This is a genomic window from Telluria sp. ZB4P36 (assembly GCF_059685865.1).
In genome coordinates, this window is the sequence record NZ_JCASIE010000011.1 from 96,923 (window position 1) to 120,478 (window position 23,556).

General features: G+C 61.5%; 33 protein-coding genes. 20 read left to right on the forward strand and 13 right to left on the reverse strand.

The window, feature by feature from the left end; genetic code table 11:
* Positions 1 to 117: 117 nt before the first annotated feature.
* The 12 genes from AC56LK_RS15330 to AC56LK_RS15385 form a co-directional block, all read right to left on the reverse strand.
* A complete protein-coding gene (locus AC56LK_RS15330) occupies positions 118 to 336 on the reverse strand; it encodes a DUF551 domain-containing protein (RefSeq protein WP_497185354.1) in 219 nt (72 codons plus the stop codon).
* Positions 333 to 752: a hypothetical protein gene (locus tag AC56LK_RS15335; RefSeq protein WP_497185355.1), complete on the reverse strand. Its 420-nt coding sequence runs from the start codon at positions 750 to 752 to the stop codon at positions 333 to 335. Before AC56LK_RS15335 ends, AC56LK_RS15330 begins: the two co-directional genes overlap by 4 nt.
* Positions 753 to 764: 12 nt before the next feature.
* Positions 765 to 1,658 (reverse strand): DUF2303 family protein, encoded by an 894-nt coding sequence (locus AC56LK_RS15340; RefSeq protein WP_497185356.1) that lies wholly within the window; start codon positions 1,656 to 1,658, stop codon positions 765 to 767.
* Entirely contained in the window at positions 1,658 to 2,002 is a 345-nt protein-coding gene (locus AC56LK_RS15345; RefSeq protein ID WP_497185357.1) for a YfdP family phage-associated protein, read from the reverse strand. Before AC56LK_RS15345 ends, AC56LK_RS15340 begins: the two co-directional genes overlap by 1 nt.
* Entirely contained in the window at positions 1,999 to 2,196 is a 198-nt protein-coding gene (locus tag AC56LK_RS15350; RefSeq protein ID WP_497185358.1) for a hypothetical protein, read from the reverse strand. Before AC56LK_RS15350 ends, AC56LK_RS15345 begins: the two co-directional genes overlap by 4 nt.
* Before the next feature lie 23 nt (positions 2,197 to 2,219).
* Positions 2,220 to 3,071 (reverse strand): ParB/RepB/Spo0J family partition protein, encoded by an 852-nt coding sequence (locus AC56LK_RS15355; protein ID WP_497185359.1) that lies wholly within the window; start codon positions 3,069 to 3,071, stop codon positions 2,220 to 2,222.
* A 2-nt stretch (positions 3,072 to 3,073) separates the two neighbouring features.
* On the reverse strand, positions 3,074 to 3,259 hold the full coding sequence (locus AC56LK_RS15360) for a hypothetical protein (protein WP_497185360.1): 186 nt from the start codon (positions 3,257 to 3,259) through the stop codon (positions 3,074 to 3,076).
* 95 nt (positions 3,260 to 3,354) lie between these two features.
* Positions 3,355 to 3,978, reverse strand: coding sequence for a hypothetical protein (locus AC56LK_RS15365; RefSeq protein ID WP_497185361.1), 624 nt, complete (start codon positions 3,976 to 3,978; stop codon positions 3,355 to 3,357).
* Complete coding sequence (locus tag AC56LK_RS15370; protein WP_497185362.1) at positions 3,978 to 4,130, reverse strand: hypothetical protein; 153 nt, start codon at positions 4,128 to 4,130, stop codon at positions 3,978 to 3,980. The genes AC56LK_RS15365 and AC56LK_RS15370 overlap by 1 nt, the downstream gene beginning before the upstream one ends.
* 119 nt (positions 4,131 to 4,249) lie before the next feature.
* Entirely contained in the window at positions 4,250 to 4,951 is a 702-nt protein-coding gene (locus AC56LK_RS15375) for a hypothetical protein (protein WP_497185363.1), read from the reverse strand.
* Between the two features lie 92 nt (positions 4,952 to 5,043).
* Complete coding sequence (locus tag AC56LK_RS15380; protein WP_497185364.1) at positions 5,044 to 5,334, reverse strand: hypothetical protein; 291 nt, start codon at positions 5,332 to 5,334, stop codon at positions 5,044 to 5,046.
* Positions 5,334 to 6,098 carry an XRE family transcriptional regulator gene (locus AC56LK_RS15385; RefSeq protein WP_497185365.1) on the reverse strand — a complete coding sequence of 255 codons (765 nt, stop codon included), beginning with the start codon at positions 6,096 to 6,098 and terminating at the stop codon, positions 5,334 to 5,336. Before AC56LK_RS15385 ends, AC56LK_RS15380 begins: the two co-directional genes overlap by 1 nt.
* 532 nt (positions 6,099 to 6,630) lie before the next feature.
* Between AC56LK_RS15385 and AC56LK_RS15390 the strand changes: the two genes are divergently transcribed.
* The 7 genes from AC56LK_RS15390 to AC56LK_RS15420 all read left to right on the forward strand — a co-directional run bounded on the left by AC56LK_RS15390 (position 6,631) and on the right by AC56LK_RS15420 (position 14,410).
* Positions 6,631 to 7,101, forward strand: a complete 471-nt coding sequence (locus AC56LK_RS15390) for a YmfL family putative regulatory protein (protein WP_497185447.1) — start codon at positions 6,631 to 6,633, stop codon at positions 7,099 to 7,101.
* Between the two features lie 149 nt (positions 7,102 to 7,250).
* On the forward strand, positions 7,251 to 9,992 hold the full coding sequence (locus tag AC56LK_RS15395; protein WP_497185366.1) for a DUF5906 domain-containing protein: 2,742 nt from the start codon (positions 7,251 to 7,253) through the stop codon (positions 9,990 to 9,992).
* Between the two features lie 290 nt (positions 9,993 to 10,282).
* The gene (locus AC56LK_RS15400) at positions 10,283 to 11,035 is read left to right on the forward strand and encodes a hypothetical protein (RefSeq protein WP_497185367.1); all 753 of its coding nucleotides are present in this window, start codon (positions 10,283 to 10,285) and stop codon (positions 11,033 to 11,035) included.
* Positions 11,036 to 11,081: 46 nt separating this feature from the next.
* A complete protein-coding gene (locus AC56LK_RS15405) occupies positions 11,082 to 11,441 on the forward strand; it encodes a hypothetical protein (RefSeq protein WP_497185368.1) in 360 nt (119 codons plus the stop codon).
* 124 nt (positions 11,442 to 11,565) lie between these two features.
* Positions 11,566 to 12,132, forward strand: a complete 567-nt coding sequence (locus AC56LK_RS15410) for a hypothetical protein (protein WP_497185369.1) — start codon at positions 11,566 to 11,568, stop codon at positions 12,130 to 12,132.
* Entirely contained in the window at positions 12,129 to 14,120 is a 1,992-nt protein-coding gene (locus AC56LK_RS15415; RefSeq protein WP_497185370.1) for a phage terminase large subunit family protein, read from the forward strand. The genes AC56LK_RS15410 and AC56LK_RS15415 overlap by 4 nt, the downstream gene beginning before the upstream one ends.
* Positions 14,051 to 14,410, forward strand: coding sequence for a Mor transcription activator family protein (locus AC56LK_RS15420; protein ID WP_497185371.1), 360 nt, complete (start codon positions 14,051 to 14,053; stop codon positions 14,408 to 14,410). The genes AC56LK_RS15415 and AC56LK_RS15420 overlap by 70 nt, the downstream gene beginning before the upstream one ends.
* Positions 14,411 to 14,557: 147 nt before the next feature.
* On the opposite strand, the gene AC56LK_RS15425 is transcribed toward AC56LK_RS15420, so the two are convergent.
* A complete protein-coding gene (locus tag AC56LK_RS15425) occupies positions 14,558 to 14,920 on the reverse strand; it encodes a hypothetical protein (RefSeq protein WP_497185372.1) in 363 nt (120 codons plus the stop codon).
* Positions 14,921 to 15,231: 311 nt separating this feature from the next.
* Between AC56LK_RS15425 and AC56LK_RS15430 the strand changes: the two genes are divergently transcribed.
* From AC56LK_RS15430 to AC56LK_RS15490, 13 genes are all read left to right on the forward strand, one after another.
* Positions 15,232 to 15,444 (forward strand): phage head-tail joining protein, encoded by a 213-nt coding sequence (locus AC56LK_RS15430; protein WP_497185373.1) that lies wholly within the window; start codon positions 15,232 to 15,234, stop codon positions 15,442 to 15,444.
* Positions 15,444 to 16,916: a phage portal protein gene (locus AC56LK_RS15435; protein WP_497185374.1), complete on the forward strand. Its 1,473-nt coding sequence runs from the start codon at positions 15,444 to 15,446 to the stop codon at positions 16,914 to 16,916. Before AC56LK_RS15430 ends, AC56LK_RS15435 begins: the two co-directional genes overlap by 1 nt.
* Before the next feature lie 42 nt (positions 16,917 to 16,958).
* Positions 16,959 to 17,378 carry a hypothetical protein gene (locus AC56LK_RS15440; protein ID WP_497185375.1) on the forward strand — a complete coding sequence of 140 codons (420 nt, stop codon included), beginning with the start codon at positions 16,959 to 16,961 and terminating at the stop codon, positions 17,376 to 17,378.
* Between the two features lie 11 nt (positions 17,379 to 17,389).
* A complete protein-coding gene (locus AC56LK_RS15445) occupies positions 17,390 to 18,286 on the forward strand; it encodes a hypothetical protein (protein WP_497185376.1) in 897 nt (298 codons plus the stop codon).
* A 1-nt stretch (position 18,287) separates the two neighbouring features.
* Positions 18,288 to 18,812 carry a DUF4376 domain-containing protein gene (locus AC56LK_RS15450; protein WP_497185377.1) on the forward strand — a complete coding sequence of 175 codons (525 nt, stop codon included), beginning with the start codon at positions 18,288 to 18,290 and terminating at the stop codon, positions 18,810 to 18,812.
* Positions 18,813 to 19,583: a hypothetical protein gene (locus AC56LK_RS15455; protein WP_497185378.1), complete on the forward strand. Its 771-nt coding sequence runs from the start codon at positions 18,813 to 18,815 to the stop codon at positions 19,581 to 19,583.
* Entirely contained in the window at positions 19,583 to 19,900 is a 318-nt protein-coding gene (locus AC56LK_RS15460) for a hypothetical protein (protein WP_497185379.1), read from the forward strand. Before AC56LK_RS15455 ends, AC56LK_RS15460 begins: the two co-directional genes overlap by 1 nt.
* Positions 19,900 to 20,106 carry a hypothetical protein gene (locus AC56LK_RS15465; protein WP_497185380.1) on the forward strand — a complete coding sequence of 69 codons (207 nt, stop codon included), beginning with the start codon at positions 19,900 to 19,902 and terminating at the stop codon, positions 20,104 to 20,106. The genes AC56LK_RS15460 and AC56LK_RS15465 overlap by 1 nt, the downstream gene beginning before the upstream one ends.
* 119 nt (positions 20,107 to 20,225) lie before the next feature.
* On the forward strand, positions 20,226 to 22,241 hold the full coding sequence (locus AC56LK_RS15470; RefSeq protein WP_497185381.1) for a prohead protease/major capsid protein fusion protein: 2,016 nt from the start codon (positions 20,226 to 20,228) through the stop codon (positions 22,239 to 22,241).
* A gap of 49 nt (positions 22,242 to 22,290) precedes the next feature.
* On the forward strand, positions 22,291 to 22,623 hold the full coding sequence (locus AC56LK_RS15475) for a DUF2190 family protein (protein WP_497185382.1): 333 nt from the start codon (positions 22,291 to 22,293) through the stop codon (positions 22,621 to 22,623).
* A gap of 12 nt (positions 22,624 to 22,635) precedes the next feature.
* Positions 22,636 to 22,932 carry a head-tail joining protein gene (locus AC56LK_RS15480; RefSeq protein ID WP_497185383.1) on the forward strand — a complete coding sequence of 99 codons (297 nt, stop codon included), beginning with the start codon at positions 22,636 to 22,638 and terminating at the stop codon, positions 22,930 to 22,932.
* Positions 22,929 to 23,366, forward strand: coding sequence for a hypothetical protein (locus AC56LK_RS15485; RefSeq protein ID WP_497185384.1), 438 nt, complete (start codon positions 22,929 to 22,931; stop codon positions 23,364 to 23,366). The genes AC56LK_RS15480 and AC56LK_RS15485 overlap by 4 nt, the downstream gene beginning before the upstream one ends.
* Before the next feature lies 1 nt (position 23,367).
* Entirely contained in the window at positions 23,368 to 23,556 is a 189-nt protein-coding gene (locus AC56LK_RS15490) for a hypothetical protein (RefSeq protein ID WP_497185385.1), read from the forward strand.

A 23,556-nucleotide genomic window follows, 5' to 3' on the forward strand; every position in this document is an offset into this window, starting at 1 on the left:
GCTTGGCTGTGACGATCTTCCCGCAGGCGCACTGCTTGCGACGGAGGCTGATTGGTGGCCGTGCCGCAGTCTGTTCGCGGTAGCGGTCGGTGCTGAACCGGCTTGGGCCGCCCCAGCTCACGCTGCACTCCTAAGCGGTGCGGCCGGCAAGTGCATCCAGTGCGTGACGCACTCGGCGGCTACCGGCATGGCATCGCCCCAACGCCAGATATCGCCATCGCGGTAGGCTGGCCAGACTTCGCCTTCGGTAGTGGCAACAAGGACAAGTGTGTCGTCATCGGGCAGTTTGTCGGTGGCGGGGACCCATGGGCTGCCCACCAGTTGGGTATTCGTCATTCCGTTTCCTTTTGTGCCGGGCTGTCGACGTCAACGGCGAAGAAGACTTCGACCTCAGCCACGGCGCGCGTCAGGCGCTGCAGTGGCAGACGGTGCAGGGCTGCGTCGATGTTCGCGAGCGCCTGGCGGAGTTCCTCCGCCTCCTCGGGCTCCACTGTGATGCTGCTCGACTGCTCATAGCGATCGCAGATCGAGTTCAGGATCTTCGTGCCAGGGTCAAGCAGGTTTGCCTGCAGGCCGGCTCGGTTCAGGGACGCCAGCATCTTCGAGAGCGTGTTGTACGCATCGATCGAAGGACAGGCGATCAGGGACTCGCCCGCCATGCGCAGTTCAAGCGCGAGCCGGTCGCGGCTTTCCGTCGCCATCGGCACATTGGCCTTGGGCTGGAACGCGGCGCGGTGGTGGAATCGGCGCATGGCGGTCTCTGCTTACGGGCGGCCGATGAGGACGGTGAAGCCGCTTTCGCGAGCCTTGTCCACGTAGGCGTCGAATGCGTCTTCGATGGCGTTCTCGACGCGGTCCAGCTCGTACCAGAACTTCACCTTGCCGGCGCCCAGTCGGTATTTCAGGCGCGCGCGGACCTTATAGCCATCGCCGCCCTTGAACAGGCGCAGGCCGAGTGCGAATTCACGCGGGATCATGACGTCGCCAGCGCCGGCACGGGCGTCGATGTTCTCGGTGTACGACAGCTGCACCTGGCCGTTGTCGAGGCGGCGGTGCGAGCTGAAGGCCACTTCGGTCTTCGCCTGCAGGGTCAGTGCCACCTGCAGCATGGTCTCGCCCGCAGGCTCGCTGATGTCGGCGACGTTGTCTTCCAGGAAGACGGCAAATTCTTCCTGCTCCATGACCTTGCGGTCGTTCTTGTGCCAGCCAGCGAATTCGCGGCTCAGCTCCGCGGTGTAGCTGACACGGAAGTCGCGCCAGCCAGGGATGTTGGCATTGCCTTGGCCGTGGTCGTTCAGCACGGCGGTTAGCGTGCGCGTGTCCGGATGGGCGTAGATGTAGCAGCTCTCGGTCTTGGCCTGGTCGGCAACGAATTCCAGGAAGCTGGCGATATCGGCCAGGACGACGATGCCGCTCTTGCGATGCGGTTCGGGCAGTGCGCCCTCGATCGCCTTGGTAACATCGTGATGCCTGTATTCAGGCGGCAGGATGAGGAAATGCGCATCTCCTACGGAGCGCACGTTGGCCGCGGCGACGGTTAGCGCGCCCAGCTGCTCGATCGTCGACTTGTTCATGTCCAGGTGTTCGTGCGCCAGGCTTGCGTGGGCCAGCTGGCCGGCGACGACGCCAGGTACGGCCGTATTCTGCGATTCGTTCATTACGCTTCTTTCAGTTGGAGTGGCTGGGCCGCAGGTGCTTCGCGGAGTTCAAGGGACTGCTGACGGGGATGCTTGCGCGAGAGCTCGTTGTCGTCGGTAACCCAGAAGAAGTCCTCGCCGCGCTCTGGCTTCGGCAGGTCGACCTTGACGACGTCGGTGATGATCACCTTATCCACGTCCTTGCCACGCGCGCCTGGCTTGACCTTCAGTTGCAAGGTCAGGGTGCCACCCTTGCCGGTGTCCTTGACTGCGGCCAGCAGGTCAGCCAGCCCGCCCGAAAGTTCGGAATGGGCGCGGCCGTCGCGCAGGTCCTGCAGGAAGACTGCGAATGCTTGGGCGCTCATGCGGCCTCCGCGTGCTGCAGCTCGTTGACGGGAATACGCCATGGCTGGCCACCGAGGGTGCCTTCCACGCGCACCAGGGCCACCTTGGCGCCGTTGCCGATGTCCGTCTTGATCTCGTGGACGGTGCCGGTTTGTGGGCCGGCTTCGCTGTCGAACTTGACAGTGGTGCCGGGACCGATGGTGTTCTGTTGCATGCTGGTCCTTTCAGGTTGAGGTTTTAGTTGCGACCAGCAGCGGCCGTCAGCAGGGCGCGCAGGTCATTGGTGTCGCCGACCCTCGCCGGGACGGAAATAGTGATGCTGAAATCGCGGGTGTGGGTGATGACGCCGCAGGCCTCGACGACGCTGTTCGCCAGCAGCCACGCGAGCAGTTGCTTGTCGCTGACCTTGCTGGAGGTACCGCGTGCAAGTGCCTTCGGCGTTACCTTGCTCTTGCCTTCGGCCTGGGCGGCTTCCAGACCTTCACGGATGACCGCGCCGGCTTTGCTGCCGTGCTTCTTGACAATGTTGAGCGCGGCGGTGCCCGAGATCTGGCCAGCGTTCACTGCCTGGTGCACGTCGCTATTCGCCTCGGCCAGCTGGATCATGTCCTTCACGTGCTGGCCGGACTTGCCGCGGCGGTCGGCGATTTGCTTCTCGGTCCAGCCGAAGCCAATCAGCTTGCGATACTGGACGCCGAGCTGCAGCGGCGTGAGCGCCAGGCCGGACGCGCTGTTGAGCATGTGGGCGACGCGGTCTGCATCGTTCCCGCGGAACTGGCGGCAGTCCAAGGCCTTGATTTCGAAGCCCTTGGCGATCGCATCGAGCGCCGCGGCGTGGCGGTGATGGCCGTCCACGATCAGGATCCGGTTGTCATCCACGCGCACGTCCAGCGGCGGGAAGGTCGCGCCGTTGCGCAGAGCCAGCGACATTTCGGCCACGTGATCGGCGTTCAGCGGGCGGGCATTGAAGCCTTCTTCGACTTCCAAGGCGCGCGGATCGATCGCAAATTGAGTTGTCTTCGATACGGCCGGATTGTTCTTGTCCTCGGCTGCGGCCTTCAGTGAGGCCATCATGTTTGCGTATGCCATAGTTATTTGTCGTTGGCCTGCAGCTTCTTCACGTCGACGCACGCGCGGCGCTGCATATGCCGGCGTGCTACGGCCTCCAAAATCAATTTGAGGGCAGGGTGCTTGAGCATTTCGTCCAGGTCGGCGTCAGTTCGGAGCCTCATGTGCGCCACTTCGAGAGCGGCGCGGTCTGGAGCGATGCGGAGCATGTCAGTACATGCGGAGCTTGTAGGCCCGGCGGATCGCCTCGAAGCGGCGCAGGCCTGTGAAGCGGTAGTAGCGGTAGGCGGCGAAGAAGGTCATGTCATGCCTCCATTGCGAGATCGCTCTCCGGCCTGTGCGGGGCGCTACGGCCGTCAGGCCGCTCGCGCTCGGCAAGGTCACACAATTTCTGCGCCACTTCGGACTCGTCGAACTGGGCCATGAACTCCAGCTCCCTGGACCAAATGCCATGTTCGCGTTCATAGGCGACGGAGTGCTTGGCCTCCCAGCCATCCAGGGCAATGCGCCGGACCACCGATGTGATCGAGTCATACATGTGATAGATCGGGGGCGGCAGCTTAGCGCTGAACACGTCAGCGATCGCTTTAGATGCTTCGGCTATCCCCGCAAGCTTCTCCAGACTCGCGCGAAGCAGCTGCGCCATGCCCGGCTCAAGGTCAAGGGCGAACCCACTGCGCAGAGCTGGCACGAGCTTGTCAACGGCGTAGCACTCGATGCGCGTGTCGCCGACCTTGATCTCCGATGGCGCGAAATACTGGGCTCCATCGCCGAGCAGGCGGCAGGCTCTGTCGAATCCGGTACTTGCTGGTAGCCCAAGCAGGTCAACGCTGATCGTTCCCTCGGCGGACGGATGCAGTCGCACACCGATCTGTTGCCCGGCGATATAAAAGCCGTTGTGGTCTCGGCTGACGGAGGGATAAAGCATCAGCGCACCTCGCTGCTGGTGACGGTGATGCCGCAAGGGACGTCAGCGAAGCGCTCAGCAGCGTCTTCGGCGGCCTGGGCGGCCGACGCGGCAAGGGCAGGGTAGACGTGGGGCTTGCCGCCAGTGCGGACAGTGATTTGGAAGGTTCGCATCGCATCTCCATCGAGTTGATGGGTGAACTATACACGAATGAATAGAATTTGCAATACGCGAATGGATAATTTGTTGCGAAAGGAATGAGCCCGTTGCAGGCTCAGCGCGCGATTGGACGCTAGAGGTTAGCCGCCTTGAGCTTCTGGTTTTCTTTCAAGCAGGCGTCAAAGTTGGTGAAGGTGTATTGGATTGATGCCCAGGCAGTATCCGTTGAAGACGCTCCGGCGGTGATCTCGATTGCTTTCATATCTGCAGGTAGAGGCTGTGCCGTTTTCCCAGCTTCCCAGAGATAGCCGTATAAGACCGAATCCTCTTTAAGCCCCATCATCCAATACTGTGGATTTCGACGGTAGACGTCTTGGCCAATGTAGGACTCCTTAGCGGAATGCTTACCGTACTTCACTGCCATAACATCAGCTAGCTGGTCTACTTTATCTTTGACCTGGTCGCCAGCTCCATTCACAACCGGCACATTAGCCCGGGCATTTATGCGGCACACGCCGGTCTCTGCCGTCGCAAGCACAATGTATTCGCTTACCCCTTCCATGGGTTTCGGCGCCGACCCTGTAAAGATGCCCGGGTGGCCGTCAACTGGCTTGAAGCCAAGGCTCGTGACCTCGGTTACAGGCATGCCGCTCGCTAGGCCGAATGGTCCATTGTGTACCTTCGGTGGTGTGGTACGGAGAGAAGCGTTGGAAACAGTCGGCGCGGCAGCGGGCTTCTCGTTGGAAATAGCTGTTGGAGTTTCTTGTTTCTGGCATCCGGCGAGGAGGCAGCTTGCCGCTATGAGAATAGCGCTTCGGGCGAAGAACATTGACATAAAGTTTCGATCCCTAGTGGACGGCATCTAAGCGTGCCGATTCGCACCTCGAGTCTAATGCGAAATCTGGCGCGAAAGCTCACAGATTGTTGCTAGAAAGGAAGTTCGTCTACGACCTCCGGTGGAGGCACAGACAGGTCAAGCTCAGTCACTTCGAGATGCTCCAGCTGAATCAGAGCGAGCAGCATGTGAGTCTCGAAGGTCGCGTACGCGCGAAAGCCGTTGCCTTCGACCGAGACCAGCATAATGGGATGAGTGGGGTAGTAGGGCTGAATCTGACGAAGCATGCCAGCACCGTGGGACGGGTTAGTGTGTTCAGACGGAACAATGGCCACTAAGACCGGCGAGCCGAAAGGCGTAACCTCTGCAACTTGAATCTTCATCAGATGAAGTCCATCTCCATGCGTACTACCCGACCGATGATTTCCGTAGTTTCGTCCACCGGACGGCTTCGATATTCCGGCAGTTGATTGTCGGAAGCAAGGAGCCAGCGGCCTCCAACATATTCAAGTCGCTTTACTACTGGCCTATCGTTGTGGTTGACAGCGTATAGCATTCCATCGACAAGCGACCTGGGGTCGTTGTCGGCTGTATTCACAATGACAACGTTGCCTTTCCTTAGGGTAGGATACATGCTGTCTCCCGTCACGCGAATGGCAACCAGTCGAGATGCATTGAGGCGCTTCTCAGCGACCCATTTGACTGGAAGGCTGAGAACAATATGATCTTCGTACTCGACGTCCCCACCATGCCCATCAAGGCCCGCATGGATGAATCGCGAGACCATACGGACTCCAACAAAATCCTGGCTTGCATCATCGACCGACAGTCGAACGACTTCTCCTTCTGGCGGATCTTCGGCAGGAGCGCGCTGCATTGGACCGGTCCCGTCCGTCAGCCACTGGGCCGAGACGTTACAGGCTTGTGCTAGCGCGCTAATCGTGTTCGTCTCCGGCCCCCGCTTGCCGGTACCTTTCAAAATTCGATTTATCGTTGGCTGAGGCACGCCAGATGCACGCGCGAGAGCGCTCTGCGAGAGGATTCCCGCAGATTGCATTGCTTGATCGAGCCTGTTTGCTATAGACATCTCGCGACTATACGTGCGCGTATAGGGCGCACACAACAAGCTATTCATTTGCGTTTGCATTTCTATTCATTCGCGTATAGACTGCCTACTTATGGACAAAGACCCTTCAACCCTTCTCAGGGAAATCAAAGCGGCTACCGCCTGGAGCGAGACGCGGTTAGCGGCTGAGCTTAAGACCTCTCAACCTACGGTCAACCGCATTCTCAACGGTCAGGCGCGGTGTCTGAGCACAACGGCGACGGCGATTGTAAGGCTCCATGTTCAGCACTGTGAAGGGCCAAAACGGCGCGTCACTGATAAAGAAGGGATCGAAGCAGCTGCTTCGTCCAATCCGTAAGACCAAACAATACGGCCACCGACCTTCCTGGCCGACAGGGTAAGCAGTCGACCCGTACGAACAAACAAGGTCACCTGAAGAACCGTTGCAATTCGTTTGCGCTCCAGTCGGAGCTTCAGCAGCAAACGTGACTTTCGTGCGCGTTGAGAATTGCTCATAGGAAATTAAATGATTGGTGGAATTAGTTCGATGAAGAAATGCTATCGCGCTAGCTCCGAATGCAATACCCAAGGAACGGAAGGAAAGACCGTGGAAATGTTGACCGCCTACCAAGACATGATCAAGGTGCACGGCTGGAACGGCACTGCAGCGACGCTCGGTATGACGAAGTCGCAGCTCGAGGCCCGCGTGTATGAAGTGAAAGGGCAGGGCATGCGCGTCGACACCGCGATGCTGATCCAGGCGTATGCCGGGACTTCGCACTTCGCCCAGGCCGTGGCCGCTGCTTCTGGCGGTGTGTTCCTCGAGCTCCCGCCAGCGGAGGGCGTTTCTGGCGAAGAGCTGCATGCCAAATTCCACGAGCTGTATTCCGAGCTGGGAGTCCTTTCGGCGACCTACACCGCGGCAGTGAAGGACGACGAGATCGATGCGCGCGAACGCACCGACCTTGAGGACATCGGACAGCGGATGCACAAGATCGTCGGCGAACTGATGGCACTCATGTTTCAGATCTACTGCCGGCCGTCTGTCGCCGGCGAGCAGGGAGCATCGCGCAATGGCCGTTGAACTGAAGCCGCGCACGGTCGAAGCTGAGCTGCAGGCACGCCGTCGCCTGCTTCGTGATGCTCCGGCTCCGGCGCCCGTCGACAAGGCCCGGGTCCTCGCGCACCTCCAGGCGCAGCTGGCAATACTCCAGGCAAGTCAGGAGGTCGCACATGGCGACGCTTGACCAAGTCATCGAGCAGATGGCCGCGGCGGGTCTTCCGCAGCTTCCCTCCGGCCACCCGCTGTTCGACGGGAAGGTTCACCGCTTCGGCCTGAAGAAAAAAGCCTGGTACGTGCTGCGCGAGCTGAACCTGCGTTCAGGCCGCCGCGTCATCACCGGCGGCTTCGGGGTCTGGCAAGGCACCAACCAGAATGCAACCTCGGTCAAGATCGACTGGGAAGGCGTCACGCCGGAGGAACGGGCCGAAGCGGAGCGTAAGCAGGCCGACTTCGAACGCCAGGAGGCCGAGCGCAAGCTGCGCAAGGCGGAGATGGCTGCCAACCGGGCGCGTGGTGACTGGGCTAAGGCAGATGCACAGAAGGCCTCCGCTTACCTGGAGCGCAAGGGCGTCGACAATGAGGGCCTACGGGTGGACGCGGACGGCGTGCTGCTGGTCCCGGTGCGCAAGTATCGCGACGGCCAGGCCCGCCTGGTTGGCCTGCAGCGGATCCAGCCGGACGGAGACAAGCGTTTCAGCACCGGCATGGACATGGTGGGTGGTTGCTTCCTGCTTGGCCGCGTCACAGCCGAGACGCCTCTGATCGAAATCGGCGAGGGCTACGCTACCTGCGGTACGGTGCGCAAAGCGACCGGCTTCGACACCCCGACCATGGTGGCCTTCAATGCCGGCAACCTGATGGCCGTCGCGCAGCAACTGCGCCACGACTTCCCTCAGGCGCACCTGCTGTTCCTGGCTGATGACGACATGCGCATCGTGGCGCGCCTGGGCGAGTGCCTGCGCGACGACTTCGGCGCCCAATGGGAGCCGGTCATTGATGGTGCCGATCATGAGCTGGCGTCGAGCACTGGTGACATCGTCCGCGTGCGTGCCACCTGGCGCAAGGACCAGACGGACACGCCGTACATCGAGGCAGACATCCGCGCCGGCCGCATGGTGCGCTTGCTGAAGTTCGAGAATGCTGGCGTATCGCGCTCGCGCGCCGCGGCGCGGACCGTGGGCAACGCTTCCGTGGTCATCCCGCATTTCACAGACCGCGCAGCTGAGAGCAAGGAATCCGACTTCAACGACTTGCAGCGTGCCGAATCGCTTGACGTGGTGCGAGTCCAGGTGCTGGCCGCGCGCTCCCGCGCCCTCATCGGTGAAACCACCGGCGACGCAACCGCTGACGACGTACCGGACTATTTCGACGATGCGCCGCCACCTATGGCACCGCCTGTTTCCCCGGCCCCTTCGGCACCCGCAGAGCCAGTGATGAAGGGCATCTTCACACTGCAATGGGCACTCGAACACTGCGCCCTGGTGCACGGTTCGACCGATGTCTGGGATTCGCTCAACAAGCTGCGCATGAAGCGCGCCGCTTTCGTCGACATGATGGGCAAGGAAGGTGCTGCAGCCTGGTCGTCGCATGTCGACCGCAAAACGATCAGCCCGCGCAACCTGCCGAAGACCATCCGTGGCGTGGCTGTCGACGAAGGGGGAGCGGGGGCCGACAACATCGTGATGATGCTGGACCGGTATACGCTGCTCTACGGGACCAAGACCGTGTGGGACGCCGAGAAGCGCACCGTGATCGCATATGACGCGATGGCCTTGGCCCGCGGGTCCGACCTTGCCTCACGCTGGATCGGTCACCCGATGCACCGCGAGGTCGACCTCGACAAGCTGGTGTTCGACCCGACGCAGCGCGTCGACCTGGACACGCACATCAACATGTTCCAGGGCTTCCCGCTGACGCCGAAGAAGGATGAAGCGAAGGCCGGCCTTGCCGTGGCCCTGCTGCATAGCCTGTGCAGCAGCGAGGCGAACTGCGACGAGATACTCAACTGGGTGCTGTGCTGGCTGGCCTATCCACTGCAGCACCCTGGCGCCAAGATGCAAACCGCGCTGCTGTTCTTCGGCGAGAAGCAGGGCACCGGCAAGAGCCTGTTCTTCGAAGGGATCGTCAAGCCGATCTACGGCGAGCACGGTGCCACCGGCGGCCAACACCAGCTGGAGGCGCAGTACACGCACTGGCGGTCACAGAAGCTGTTCGTGCTGTTCGAAGAGATCCTGTCCCGGCAGGACAAGTACAGCCACTTCGGCCTGATCAAGCACATGATCACCGGCCGGGATATGCCGATCAGCCAGAAGTTCAAGGACGACCGAACCGAAGCGAACCACATGAACGTGGTGATGCTGTCGAACGAGTTCCAGGCGGTGCCGATCGAGCCCGAGGACCGCCGCTTCCAGGTGGTCGAGGCGCGCACTTCCCTTGACCCTTCTTTGCTGGATGCGATCAGGCTTGGCCTGGACAACGGGCTGAGCGCAGCCTTCTACGCCTTTCTGCTCGAGTACCCGCTCGGTGACTTCACACCGCACACCAAGCCAGTGATGACGGCATCGAAGGAACGGATGATCAACTTCGGGCGCCCGGATTGGGAAGCGTTCTACCTGGCCTGGGCTGCCGGCGAGCTCAACGTGCCGTACTGCTCCTGCCTTTCGGAGGATCTGTACGCGGCCTACTCACGCTACTGCAGGAAGTATGGCTTCCGGGCCCTGACGCTCACCAGGTTCGCTGAGCTGATTGCCCAGCGCGTCAAGAAAGATCGGCAGTGGGTGACGATCGGCGGTGCCGCCAAGCGGCTGCTGACGGTCTTCCATGTGCTTCAACCCGAGGGCGAAGAGCCGAAGACGCTCAGCCAGCAGTGCGAGCGCTTCCGCAAGCTCGACGAAATCGAGGGTACGGCATGAATTCGGCCCGCTGCTTAACAGGGTCTAACACCCAATGCACCAAGGCTGTAACGCTGAAATCCAGCATCCATGCGGGTTCTACAGGGTTAACAGGGTTAACAGGGGTCGAGCGCGCACACGTAATGAATCAGAGTCCGATTCCACAAGCCTTTTCAAATCCTCGTGTGTGTAAGAACTACCACGTTAACCCTGTTAACCCTGTTAAGAGCCAGTATCCATGCGGGTTTCCGCGTAACGGAGTATCAGGCTGAGCCTGATAAACCCTGTAATCGAACGAAAGAGGGCGCGCAATGAGGATGAGCATCAAGTCGAACTTCCCGGCCATGGCCGACAGGATCAGTGAGCTGGGCAGGCAGGGTCCGTTTGTCGCTGCCGTGTCGCTGACCAGGACCGCACAGGATGTCCAGGCCGCGATCAAGGGTGAGATGCGCACGGCATTCGACCGTCCGACCGCGTATGCCTTGAACGGCATGTTCCTCAAGCGGGCAACGAAGACCAGTCTCGAGGCGCGCGTCTGGGTCAAGGACAACCCGTTTGGCAAGGGTGTGCCGGCTGATCGCTTCCTCGGTCCACAGATCTTCGGTGGCCAGCGGCGGCACAAGGGCGCTGAGCGCCTGCTCCAGTCCAACGGCCTGATGCCGGACGGCTGGTACCTGGTGCCAGCGGCGGGCGCCCAGCTGGACGGCAACGGGAACATCCGCCGTGGCCAGATCACCCAGATCGTGTCCCAGCTGAAGGTGCAGCGCAGCGCCGGCCACGAGTCGCGCGCCACGGGCAGCCAGCGTTCGAACCGCACCATCGCGCGCCAGGGCGTGACCTACTTCGCCCTGCCGAACGGTAACCGCGGCCTGCTGCCTGGCGTGTACCTGAAGCGTCGCTTCGGCCACGGCACCGCCATCCGTCCGGTCTTCATCTTCGTGTCGAAGGTCGAGTACCAAGCGCGCTTGAAGTTCCACGAGGTTGCCCAGGCCACGATCGATGCCCGCTTCCCGGTCCACTTCGACGCCGAGCTGCAGAAGGCGCTGCGCACCGCACGTTTGTAAACGCCATGCCGCCCGGCGATGAGGGCGGCGCAAAGGGGAGAGGTAAATGGAAGAACTTCAAATGATCGTGGAGATGGTTGCCAAGCTGCCCCAAACCGCGCTCTGGGTGTTGATCGGCTTCTGGGCCTACAAGGTGATGATCATCGGTTCGATCTACGGTGTCATCCGCTTCGTGGTCGAGAAGCTGCACTCGTGGGCGACCACACCGAAGCACGAGCTTGTGCAAGTGCGGCCGATGCTGGACCGGATGTGCATCCAGGGCGAGACCGAATATCTCGTGAACCAGATCAAGCGCCTGGCCGGCAAGGGCACTGGGATCAACTCGCAGTACCTGCATCACTCCAGCGTCGACTGGCTGCGCGAAGCGATCGACGAAAAGATGGAGCGAGAAAAGGCGAGGGGCTGACCACTCCCCCCGGGTCTAGGTTCTTCCCAGCCTATAGCAGGCAAGGGTAATTCAGGCCCCGTCATCGCACTAGCGGAACCCGAAAACATTTCCTGACAAACATCCTGACAACGTACCGAAACACATGCCGAACCTGACAACCATCGCTGAGTGGGCCAAGACCGTGGGAATCTCGCGCCAGTCCGCGTATGACGCAGTCAAGCGCTGCGAGATTCCGGTGACGGACGGGAAGGTCGACCCCGAGTACGCGACTCACCTGTACCAGCGCAACACCCGCCAGCGGGCGAACAGCAACCGCCCTGACCATCTGGCAAGTGGGGCGCAGCCCGGAGCAACGGCGGGTGCGGGAGGGGCGGGAGGTCCGGAGTCGCCAGCGAAGGTGCCGGGATACGATTCGAGCCGCGCGCGGCGGGAGGCGGCGGAGGCGACCCTTGCCGAGCTCAAGCTCGCTGAGCAGGCCGGCCAGTTCCTGGTGAAGAGCGACGTGGACGCCGCCGTGTTCGAAGCGGCGCGCGCACTGCGGGATGGTTTAACGAACTGCGCACGCCGCATCGCTGCGGATGTCGCGGCCCTGACCACCGCTGACGAATGCGAGGCGGTGATCGAGCGCGAACACCGCCTGCTGCTCGAAAGCCTGGCGCACGGCTTCAACGAGAAGCTGGCCGTCCATGTGGAAGGTGCGGTCGAATGATCCGCTTCGCACAAGCTGCCACCGTCGTCCAGCCAGCGTTGGCGCGTGGGCTCGCGCCCGATCCGAACATGACGGTCGACGCCTGGGCCGACCAGTACATGATCATCCCGAAGGAATCGGGGGCGAATGAGTCGGGCAAGTACCGAACCAGCCGTACGCCTCACGCGCGTGCGGTGATGGAAGCGCTGTCCGATTCGCACTGGTGCAAGACTGTGGCCCTCATGGGGGCGTCGCAGATGCTCAAGACCCAGGTGGGCCTGAACTGGTTCTGTGCGAGCGTGCACCAGTCGCCGGCAAACTTCCTATGGATCCTCCCTACTGGCAAGCTGGCCAAGCGTACCAGCGCGCGAGTAAGCAAGACCATCGCCGCGGTCCCTGAAGTGCGCGAGCGGGTTGCCGCGCCGCGCTCGCGCGATTCCGTCAACACCCTCGACACGAAGGAATACATCGGCGGTTCCCTCCATATCGTCACGGCCGGTGCCGCCGCCAACCTGTCGGAGATCCCGGCGCGCCGGGTGCTGTTCGACGAAGTGGACCGGGCCGAAGCGAACGTCAACGGCGAGGGTGATCCGGTGCAGCTGGCGAAGGCGCGCCAGACAACGTTCGAGCGTAACCGCAAGAGCTACTTCCCCAGCTCGCCGACCATTACCGGGCAGTCGATCATCGAGAACCTGTTCCAGCAGGGGACCCAGCAGGAGGCGCTGGCCGAATGCGTGCATTGTAGTCATGCCCAGCCTCTGATGTTCGAACGCCTGCAACAGGACGATGAGGGCCGCGCCGTCTACCCCTGCGTCGAGTGTGGCGCCATGATGTACGAGACCGACAAGAACCGGATGTTCGCGCGCGGCCTCTGGTCGGACGGCGTGCCAGGTGATGGCGAGACGGTTAGCTTCACGATTAATGCGATGTTCGCGCCCTATGGCTGGCTCCCCTGGATCGCGCTCTTGCGTGAATACCGCGCGGCCCGCGCCAAGCTGGAGGAGGGCGCCGACGAGTTGATGATCACGTTCTACAACACGCGCCTGGCGCGCTGCTGGGAACGGAAGAAGGAGCAGACCAAGGCGGCCGAGCTGCAGGCGCGTGCCGAAGATTACAAGATGGGTACGGTACCGCGCGGCGGCCTGATCCTCACCGCCACAGTCGACACCCAGCCCGACCGTTTCGAGCTCAAGGTGCTGGCGTGGGGCGAAGGAATGGAAGCATGGGTCGTCGACTACCAGGTGATCTCCGGCTCGCCATCCGATCAGGCGACGCAGGAAAAGCTCGACCAGGCCCTGCTCGAGCGGTATCAGCACGCTGGGGGGCGCATGCTGCCGATCGGTGCGGCCTTCATCGACTCGGGCGGCGCGAATACGCACGATGTCTACAACTTCACCCGGACCCGGCAGCACCGCAATATCTACGCAATTAAAGGTGCGTCGACGCTGAACAAGCCGATCTTGAGCGCAAAGCCGACGCTGGTCGACGTGAACTGGCAGGGCAAGGTCATGCCGCACGGCGCCAAGCTGTGGCTGATCGGTACCGACACGGCAAAGGACTACCTGGCCGTACGCTACCACCTCGCCAGCGGTCCGGGCGCCATCCACTTCCCGTCCAACCTGCCGGCCGAGTATTACGAGCAGCTTACCGCTGAATACTGCGTGGCCGTGTTCAAGCGGGGGCGCAAGGTTCGGGTCTGGGAAAAGAAGAAGGCCGACCGCAACGAAGCGGGCGACCTTATGGTCTATGGTGTCGCATGCGCGCACTACCTTGGCCTGCACAAGAAGACGCCGGCGCAGTGGAAGGTTGTGCGCGACTTCGTTGACCCGGACACCCCTGACCTGTTCGAGCAGCCGTCCGGGCAAACCGAAGAAAGCCCGGCGGCGACCGCTGCCTCACCCGCAGTGCCACCACCAGTAGAACAATCGAGAACCGCACCATGGCCACCAACGACGAAATCCACATCAACTCCAAATATGCCGCGCCGGCCCGTCGGGAGGCAGTGGTGAGCTGCGAGGTGCTTGACGATCCTGACTTAGTCGATGCCATCTTCGCGTTCATCGAAACAGAATTTCCCGATTTGGCGCACCGCACTGCGTTCCTGAAAGAAGAAGTTCGGCGGGAGTTTAGCGGGATCGAGATCTATATTCCACGCCGGTCGACCGCTGAGCGCGCCCGGATTACGGCGGAGGTGCTCCGCGTGTTCAATGGTCGGAACGCCGCCGAGGTGGCGCGCCGGCTAGGGATCGGGCGCGCTACTGTGTACCGGATCATCAAGCAGGAAGGCAGCAGGAAATAGTACTTTGATCTGTGACACTTCGAGTCTCTGTTCTTGACCCACTCGAAAGACGAACGCAGATTTATATGCGGGGCCAATCATTCACGGATGAACAAGATATGGCGCGGGGAGACGCCAACTGCAAGCTGGCGTCGAGGCGAAACAGTTTCAAATCTCAACGGCACAGCAGTTGCAACAACAGCATGCTCCGCGAGCTGGATTGTTCAAGATTGAATCGTCTCCGTCCACAGACCCTGGAACCTGCTTGAACTCGAAAAGCCCATTCTTTCGGAAAATATAGATGTAGCGGTCGACAGTTGCAAGCATTGGTTCTTCGGGTAGGGGATTCCCACGATGAACTGCATGCGCATGGAACTGCTCCGGGATCGGAACCCCTTTTTCGTTTAGATGAGCAATTACTGCTTCAGTGGGACTGCGCGTGAACTGTGTGCATAAGTTGCGGTCGGCCTGGATCTTTGTAGCTATTTCATGAAGCGCTGACGCTAATTGTTCATTGAACTGCATTTTCACGATAGCCTCCTGTCAGGTTCAAAGGTCATGTGACCGACCTTATGATGCGCTTTCGTAATGACCTTGGACAGACTTTTTGGTTTTATTTGATTTGGGTCAAACTAGAGCATAAATTAATGAAATGAAAAGCACACCGTGGTATTCATTCCGGGCTGTGTGGTGTCTTATATCTATCAATGGTGCGGGACTTCAACTGAAGTGAACTCTGGATATTTTTAACCTATCTGGCTCTAAAGAGTCGGACTAAGTTTATTCCAACTGAGTCTCATTTTTCCGAGAAATGAGACAGGCATGTCGCTACCCTTAGCGGCATGGCCCTCTCTCAATCTGACCTCGACGCGCTCGATTCCGCTATTGCCTCTGGCACGTTGTCAGTGGAGTTCGACGGGCGCAAAGTTACTTATCAGTCCACCGCAGCGCTCATCGCCGCGCGTACCCACGTTGCGACGGTGGTCAACGGGAGCTCGCGAAACCGCGGCCCTGCTACCTTCAAATTCAATTTCACTACGTCGAGGGGCGACTGATGCCGAACCTGCTCGACCGTATCGTCGGCTGGGTCAATCCGCATGCCGGTATTGCCCGGCACTTTGCCCGTCAACAGCTGGCCCGCGCTTACGAAGCGGCCAGCCAGCGCGATACCTGGCGCCCGCGCCGCGCGGGTGCAAGTGCCAATGCAGACCACCGGGCCGATGCCCAGGCGGTGAGAGTTAAAGCGCGCGCGCTCGTGCAGAACGTCCCCTACATTGAGGCCGGCATGGAAGGTCTGGCTACGGCCACTATCGGTACCGGCATCATCCCTCGCGCCACTGGTCGCGAGAAAGAAGTGATCAACGAGCTGTTCAAAGAGTGGGCCAAGGTGTGCGATGCCGACGGCCGATTCGACTACTACGGCCTGGTGAAGGCGGCCTACTTTGCGATGGAGCAGGACGGTGAGGTGCTTGTGCGCAAACGCACGCGCCGTCCGACCGATGGCCTGCCTGTTCCGCTGCAGCTCCAACTGCTGGAGATCGACTGGCTCGATAGCGCACGAAACGGCACGCTCAAAGGCAACACCATCATCAATGGCATCGAGTACGACATGCTCGGCGCCGTGGCGGCCTACTACCTGTGGGACCAGCATCCTGGTGAAGTTGCGGTAACGCGCGGCCGGGCGCAGAGCCAGCGCGTACCGGCGAAGGACATCATCCACCTATTCAATCCCAAGAGGCCAGGACAAGGCCGCGGCTTCTCCCGTCTGGCACCGGTTATCAGCCGGGTGCGCGATCTGCAGTTGTACGAAGATGCCGAGTTAGCCCGCAAGAACCTGGAGACGCGCCTTTCGGTGCTGGCCAGTGGGGATATGACTCAAATGGAGAATCCGGCTTCGCTTGGTGGCGCAGGCGATCAGAGACAGGGAGCGCGCGACCTAGGTGACCTGGGCGGTGGCACTGTCGTGGGCATGCCTGCCGGGATGAACTTCACTGTGGTCGAGCCGAAGGCGGCCCCAGGCTACGTCGACTACGTCAAGTACCAGCTGCACCTGATTGCTGCCGGTATCGGCGTTCCCTACGAGATGCTGACCGGCGACATGAGCGGCGTGAACTTCAGCAGTGCGCGTGTCCGCTTGCTGGATTTCCGACGCATGGTGCAGGCGCTGCAGTGGCTGGTGGTGATCCCGAAGTTGCTCGTGCCGATTCACGATGCATTCGTCGAGCATGCCTTCTTGGCAGGAATGATCAAAGGACGCGACAAGTCGGTCGACTTCAGCCCGCCGAAGTGGGACTACGTCAATCCGGAGCAGGACGTGAAGGCTGACCAGGCCGAGATTGGCGCAGGTCTTTCCACCATCAGCGAGAAGCTCCGACAGCGTGGCTACGACCCAGAGGTTGTCTTCGCCGAGTGGAAATCCGATTTCGACAAGCTGACGGAGCTGGGCATCCTTGACACCATGCTGTTTATGCAACGCGGGAATCTCCCGACCCCGCAAGGCGGGGCTGATAAAGCGACTGCAGCCTGATAATCATCGGGCTATTCATCCGAGCCAACCAACGAGATCGACATGCCACAACTTCAAAAAATCCAAGATTTCGCCGAGCAGGTGCTGCGCGGCGTGCACAACTTCGGGTCGCATACCTTCAAGGTCGCACTGACCAACGCCGCGCCGCTCGCCGCCAACACGGTCTTGGCCGACGTTACCCAGATCGCGGCGTCGGGCGGCTATGTCGCCGGCGGCTATGCCCTCGATTCCGTCGTCCTGTCCGAAAGCGCCGGGACGGCCAAGGTCGCCATCGCCGATGAGGTGATCACTGCGGCTGGCGGTTCGGTCGGCCCGTTCCGTTACGTAGTCGTGTACAACGACTCGGCTACCGGTAAGCCCCTCGTCGGCTACGTCGACCGCGGCGACAGCATCACCCTGCTCGACGGCGAATCGCTGACGATTGACTTCGACGGCGCGGCTGGCGTCCTGACGCTGAGCTAATAGGCTGCCCCATGCGGAACAACTATGTTGGTGGAGGCACGTCGACCGGCGGTGCCGGGGCGCTCGCGCTTGCCGCAGCCGATGGCCTGGCGTTGCCCGCAGCGGCATTTATCGACGGCCAGACGGTCGAGTATTCGATCGTTGAGTACACGGACGCTACGCACGCCACGGTGAGCAAGGCTGAAAGCGGCTTCGGCACCGTGGCGGCCAACGTGCTCACACGCTCGCGCCCGGTCGAGACCTGGAATGGAACGACCTTCAACCAGTCTGCCCCATCGGCCTTGACTTTCGGCGCGTCCAATGTGCGCGTTTACCTGACTGCGATTGCTGAGGGCGGAGCTACCGCCTACCCGGCGCGCGCCAACTTCGAAGCGGCATATGGTATCGGCCCGAATGGCTTCTGCGTGGGGGCTAACCTCGCTAACACGTTCGACTTCGCATCTACCGCTATTGGCGCAAACACGCTCTACATGACGCCGGTAAGGATCGAAGCGGGCTTTGCACTGACCTCGCTCGGTGTGAACGTAACAACGCTTGCGGCGGGCAAGCTGCTATCTGCATGCCTAGCCTCGATGGACCCAGTCAATGGTGTGCCCGGAGCAGTTCTGATCGCGGCGAACAACCTGTCTGTGAATGCTACCGGGATTGTCACCGCTGCCGTGTCGGGCCGCCTACTCTCGCCTGGCTGGTATTGGATGTGCATTGTCTCCGATGGAGCGCCTGGGATTATGGGCAGCGAAACGGTGACTCCTGGGCCATTGGGCATGCTGGGCGTGCGCGCATCTCGCTTCGTCACCCGCACCCGCACTTATGGCGCGTTCACGGTTGGAACTAGTGCGATGACTGGCTCAAGCGGATCGCCATCGAGTTTCGTGAATGCGGCGGCCCCCATCCTCGTCTGGAAGTGATATGAGCATCGAATACACCGAAAAGGGCGCGGGCCTGCATGCGGCAGTCGCAGCGGCTGGCCATTGGCTGCACCAGCAGGATGGTACCTGGCTGTCGAGCGACGACGCGGCGGTGCAGGCAGTTATTGACGCTTACGACCCAGTGGCGGCCCTGCGCGCAGAGTTGCTCGCGGCGGTGGCCATTGATCGTGTGGCTCGCCAGGATGCAGGGGTGCCTTACGCCTTCCCAGATGGTACCCAAGGACACATCCAGGTTAGGCAAGCTCAGGACCTGTCCAACCTTAATGGACTCGCGACGCGCGCGCTCATGGCGATCCAGGCTGGCGTCACGGATGCAGCCTTCCCTTTCCGCGATCAGGAAAACCGTACGCACATGATGACGGCCCAACAGATCAGCGCGCTATGTGTTGCAGCATCTGATCGCGTCACCGCTCTGTATCAGGCGAAGTGGAATCATGACGATGCGATTGCGGTATGGGATGGCTCGTCGCCCTACGACCTAGAAGCTTTCTGGCCTGAGGCCTAAATGGCAATCGGTCTGTCTGCTATCGGCCTGAGCCCGATTGGCCTTCGGCCGGCCGCAATGCAGCAAGCGGGCAACCTGCCCAGCAGTGTTGCGGTCACATCGGCACCCCTCCTATTGGGCGGCGGCGAGGTGACGATGCGTGTGTCGCGGCGTTTCGCACTGACGTCGGCTGCGCTGGCAATCGGCGCTGGCCCTGTCTCCCTGGGAGCACTTCGGGCGCTCGGTGTACAACCAGCACCGCTGAGTGTAGCCGGCGGCAGTGTGCTCCTGGCCGCTTCGCACAAGGTAGCAGTTCAGCCGGCGGCGTTGAACATGGCAACCGCCCAAGTCTCCATAAAGGCGGCGCGCCGTGTCGCGACCGGTGCCGCAAACCTGGTGATGCCGCTTGGTAAGGTCGTGCTTCGCATGTCGCGTCGTCTTGCCGCCACTCCAATCGAGATGGCGGTGATGGGCGGGCTGATCCAGTTCGAGCATAGGCCGGCAACCGCAGGTGGCAACTATGACATTGCGATAACGTCGGCGGTGTTGTCTCTCGCAGGTGGAAACATAGGCATGTGCGTGGCCCGGCGACTAAAAGTGGGGAGCGTGAGCTTTGCACTGGTCGCTCATCCGATCGAATTCCGGGACAGTGTTACCGGTGCTCCTATTGATGCCACCAAGGTGCCTGCCGCGCGCACTGTTTTATTCGGTGGTGGTAAGCGTGCAGTCGTCTTCAACGGTGGAATACGTGTCGTCGAATATGACGGCGGAACCAGAATAGTGAGGTTTTAATGGGCAAGATCGAGCCGTATGAGTTGAATGGCCAGTGGTACATCGACAAGGATCCGAACGACAAGCTGTGGTACGTCGCCGACGTGACGAACCAGCTGGTGGACAGCGCGACTACCGCTGTCTCGTTCGCGCCCATCGTCTCTGGCGTAACGCTGTTGGAAGAGGAGGAGCCGCAGGGGAATCGCGGCGGGCTCCTCGCTGTGAAGCTTGAGGGTATGGGTGCGGATGAAGAAGAAAGCTACTGCATCTTCCGTGTGGCCTGCGCTAATGGTGAGCAGTTCGACCGGACCATTTACTTTAACAAGGTGCAGAACTGATGTTCGATGCGACCAAACTGCCGCGAGCGCCTAATGAACTGGTGACAACGGCGAACACTGCTGCGCGCGCGTCACCCCGCGGCCTGGCTGCGGACGTGGGGGCGCAGGCCGGCAGCGGCGCGGAGCAACATCCGGTACCTACCTATCCGGCAAAGAGCTTGGTCTTTTACGCCGGGCGTTACCGCGTCGCCGACGCAGAAAAGTAGCTTTGCAAAAACTGTCTCAGTTTTCCGAGAATTGAGACAAGGCAATCTGCAGAATGGGCCGCATGACGACGCCTACTACTGCGACTACCCAACACCGGAGCGCGACCGATCCTCGCGACATGCCGCCGCTCTCGCGCGCGGCGGAGCTGGTGCCGTCCACCTTCAATGACGCCGAGAATACCATTGACGTGGTTTGGACCACTGGCGCGATGGGCCGCCGGTACGACTGGTACAACGACACCCCTTACGATGAAGAGCTGGTTGTCACGCCTGAGGCGGTCAACATGGCGCGTTTCGAAGCTGGCGTTGTACAGGTTCTCGACAACCACGAGATCCACGGTGGCATCCGGTCGATCATTGGCATTGCGCTGCGCGGCAGTATTGAAAAGGGCGAGGGCCGCGCCACCCTGCGCCTGTCGACCAGGCCGGAGCTCGCAGGTGTCGTAGCCGACATTAAGGCCGGCATCATCCGCTCGATTAGCTTTACCTACCGCGTCGGCAAGTACGAAATCATCCGCGCCATTGACCGCACCGACGGCATCAACGTGCCTCTCTATCGGGCCGTCGCGTGGGAGCCATACGAAATCAGTTTCGTGACCGTTCCGTTCGACGCTGGCGCGAGCACGCGCAGCGCACCACAGAACGGCCACCCATGCGAGTTCATCACCCGGGCGCCCGCCCATCCCGTTCCCTCCAACCAGGAAGAAAATATGACCACTGCTACCCAGTCGGGCGCCCAGAACCCTGCGCCTGTCGAACCTACCCGCTCGGCCGCCCCTGCGGCGCCGGCACCAGCCGCCGCAGCTGTCGCGCCTGCGCCTACTGCTGATGACGCCGCCCGCGCCGCCCAAGAAGCCGCTGCCCGCTCGGCCGACATCACCGACCTGTGTGTCCGCCACGGCGTTACCAACCTGGCCGCTGGCCTGATCCGCAGCGGCAATTCGGTCGACCAGGCGCGCGCTGCCGTGCTGGAAGAGCTGGCTCGTGGCGACGCTGCACGTGGCGGCCACCATAATGTGCACATTCTGACTGTCAGCGACGAGCGGCAGACCCGCATGGCCGGAATCGAAGAAGCGATGATGCATCGCATCCATGCGGGCGCCCAGCTGACCGACAACGGTCGTCAATACCGCGGCCTCAGCATCCTAGAGATCGGTCGTGAGTACCTGGAGTCGCGTGGTGTCCAAACACGCGGCATGGATCGTATGCGCCTGGCCACGGAGATCCTGCACTTCCGTTCGGGCGCACACGGCACCAGCGACTTCGGTTCGCTGTTCGCCAACGTGGCGAACAAACGCATGCGCGATGCCTACCAGGAAAACGCCGGTACCTACACCCAGTGGGCGCGCCGCGCGCCGAACGCGCCGGACTTCAAGAGCATCAGCGTCGTCCAGCTGGGCGCCGCGCCGAATCTGCTGCAGACCAACGAGCACGGCGAATTCAAGTACGGCGAAATGAAGGACGGCGGTGTGTCGTACGCCCTCGTGACTTACGGCCGAATGGTATCGCTGACCCGCCAGGCCATCATCAACGACGACCTGCGCGCCTTCGAGCGCTTGGTGACTGCCTTCGGTGCGAGCTCCAGCCGTCTAGAAAATCGACTGGTTTACAGCCAGTTGACCGGCAACCCGAACATGGCGGACGGTGTCGCGCTGTTCCACGACGACCACAAGAACCTGGGCGCGGGTGCTGGCTCGGCACTGCAGCTGACCTCGCTCAAGGCCGGTCGTACCGCGATGCGTTTGCAGAAGGGGCTGCAGGGCGAAGAGCTGAACTTGGCGCCGAACTTCCTGATCGTACCGGCATCGCTGGAGCAGGACGCCTACCAGCTGACCAGCTCGAACTATGTGCCGGCCAAGCAGGGCGACGTGAACGAGTTCCGCACCGGCGGCCGCACCGCGGTCGAGCCGATCGTCGAGCCGATCCTCGACGGCATCAGCGACAAGGCGTGGTATCTGGCCAGTAACAACAGCCAGATCGACACCGTCGAGTACTGCTACCTGGACGGCGCCGAAGGCCCGGTCATCGAAAGCCAAACCGGCTTCGAAGTGGACGGCGTTACCTGGAAGTGCCGCCTGGACTTCGCAGCCAAGGCAGTCGACCACCGCGGCCTGTACAAGGGCAACGGCGCTTAAGCCAATGCCTGCAGGTCAACCGTCCAACGAACGATAGAAAGCAACTCGCATGAAAAACAAGATCCAGAAGGGCGACGTCCTCAGCGTCCTCGCACCGTATGCCGTTACCAGCGGCCAAGGCGTCCTGGCCGGTGCGCTGTTCGGCGTCGCTGCCGGCGATGCCACGCAGGGTAACCAGGTCGAGATCGATCGTACCGGCGTGTACGCGCTGACGGCCAATACGCCTGATACCGGCGCGGCCGGCGTCAAGATGTACTGGGACAATACCGCTCGCCGCCTGACCACGACCGCGACCAACAACACCCTGGTCGGCGCGCTGGCGGTGGCCAAGAGCGGCAGCGATACCACCGCATCGGTGCTGCTCGACGGCGTCGTCCGCTAAGGCTTGGCCGCCATGCTCTTCGCCAACCTTGAAGCCGTAGCGAATGCGAGCGTACTGAACCACTTGGCGAACGTCCAGGTGGTGATCGCGGGCGATACGGTGCCGGGCATCTTCCGGCGGCCTTCGAGCGTGGCGAACCTTGGCGGCGGTGCCGCCGACACCAGTCCCACCCTCACCGTCGCATCGAGCGCGGTGATGGAGGAACCTGTCGACCAGCTGCTCCAGATCGCAGGCGTGCCGTACGCAATCATTGCGTCGTCGCCTGACGGCACCGGACTGACGACCCTCACGGTGGAGTGCGTGCAATGAGCACCGCATTCTCGGAGGTGGTCAGCGCCGTCATCACAATGCTGGCGGCCAGCCCTGCGGTCTGCAAGTCGATTCATCGCGCCCGGGCAAACGTGGTCCCAGACCAGGAGGACGAGTCGATCAGCGTGCAATGGGAGCAGGCGCTCCCGCAGCACGGCTCGATCGCCTTGGCGCCTATCGACTGGTCGACCCGTGTCACCGTCGACTGCTACGCACGTAGCAGCGTAGTAGGGGTCACCGGTGACGTGGTGGTCGACCCGCTGTTCGAACGCGTCTACGAGCGCCTGGCTGCCGACCCTACGCTGGGCGGCATGCTTGATGACTTGGTCATTGCCGGCATCGAAGCGGAGAACACGGCCGAAGGCAAGAAAACAGGATGGGTGCGTCTGACCTACGTCGCCCAGCACCGAACCGAAAACGCACTTATCAGCTGACATGCAAACCGAACAAAACCAGAACGACCGCGTGATCCCACCGATGCCTGGCGGCGGATCGTGGACCTTCGACGAAGCGCAGTGGGTATGGATCTCGAACGACCCAACCCCTGCCGAAGCCCCTGTTGAGGCCGCCTCGGCCAACGCAGCCAACGAACCGGCCGCCGCCCCGGCCCCCCATCAGGAGTAA